This is a genomic window from Leisingera sp. F5 (genome assembly GCF_001593695.1).
Genome location: NZ_LUKH01000856.1, coordinates 1 through 1557, shown reverse-complemented (window position 1 = coordinate 1557; position 1557 = coordinate 1). Strand labels below are relative to the sequence as shown.

Below are 1557 nucleotides of genomic sequence, written 5' to 3'. Positions count from 1 at the left end.
AGCCCGCTTGCTGGCCTTTATAGGCCGTCGGTTTTGTGACGTTCACACCGCCGCCGGTGCGCTGCCAGAACTGTTTCAGGTCCTGGCCGACGTCGGCGTCTGCAGGTGCTGCAACCAAGACCGAGGCTGCGGCGAAAAGGCTCAGGAAATTGCGCCTCATTGGCATTCCCTTTCCCCGGCACCGTTCCTATCTCCGTCAGGTAAGCCCCTTCTATTTGTTTCCTCCCGATTACCCGGGGCTTGCCGGCCATCCTCATGATCCCCTGTCTTTTGGAGGATGGCCGTTTCTTTTTCTGCCCGCTGGTTTACTTGCTGCGGCAGGCCCGGCATCGCGTCCTCGTCCAGCCAGAGCCAAGCAGGATAGGTACCCTCTGCAGCTACTTCGCGCAGAGCGGCGACTTCATTGGTGTCCGCGGCGGGATCAGCCACAAACAGCGATACCGGGCTTTCCAGGTCGGTCAGCACCGCGCAGGCAATCGGGGTTTCATGGTCGAGGGTGAACCGCTGGGCTTTGAGGAAAGCGCGCCTGCTCTCTGTCAGTGCCTGGATCAGCTGATAGTCGCGGATGGATTCAAAGGGGATCCAGTTGGCAGTGACCAGCAACATGCCGATTTCCCGCAAAACGGGGTATCCGGCTTTGGCAACGCTGAAGGTGGCGATCACCATCACATGCACGTCGCCCAGGGCGTCCGCGAGCATAAGCTGATCCGCAAACACCTTCTCAAACTTTCGCACCAGGTCCTCTTCCGCAAAAAAGGCGCAGTCCGGCGCGTGTTTGAACAGGAAGCGTGCGCCCATGCGGGTGGCTTCATGGCTTTTGTATTCGGCCACTACGAGGCCCAACGGGGCGGTGCCGCGCGCAGGCGCCTGAAGGCCGCGCAGGAGCTTGGCCCGGCGCGCGGCGTTCTCTTCTTTCCGCTCCGCCTTCCAGTATTCCGGAACATAGAGAATATCCCGCAGGTCACGGGACTTGGCGGATTTCCCAGCCGCCGCGTTCAGAAGCGCGCGCTGCACCGGTCCCCACCAGCGTTTGCCCTGCATCGCCGGGGTCCATTTCACCAGGTCCGCCTCATGCCACAGGTATTGCAGCAGGCTCGACAGGCCGAGCTTGCGCGGGCTGGCCTTGGCCTCTGTCGGCTTTTTTCCCGAAGGTGAGGGCGGTGCCGGGCGCTTGCTGCCCATTGTCAAAGGGAAATCGACCTTCAGCGTCGTGGTGCCGCTGTCCAGATCTTCCTTGATCGCGCTGCCCTGCACCTGGCCGAGGCCTGAGAGATCTTCCGGCGGCAGGAAAGACTCGCAGCCGGGCGCATGTTCCGCACCGGTGCCCGGCATCCGCTTCAGAATGAACCGGCCATTCACGCAGGCCACATACATTTGCGGGGCCGGTTTCCGGCAGCCGCAGGTAATGCGGCTGTGTTCCTGATGCGCCCGGCCAAGGAGGTTCTGGCCGTCGCCGGTTGCCGGGTCCACTGGGATATTGCCGATGAAATACGCCATTCTGCCTGCTCCTTCACTGATACCGTTCGCCCATGGGCACTTCCCGGACCACGTAGACGC

Annotated in this window: 1 protein-coding gene; it reads right to left on the bottom strand. The window is 62.1% G+C overall.

Translation table 11 applies throughout. The features are described 5' to 3' along the window. Positions 1-156: 156 nt before the first annotated feature. Complete coding sequence (locus A2I95_RS36770) at positions 157-1497, bottom strand: DUF1173 family protein (RefSeq protein WP_291737424.1); 1341 nt, start codon at positions 1495-1497, stop codon at positions 157-159. Between the last annotated feature and the right edge of the window lie 60 nt (positions 1498-1557).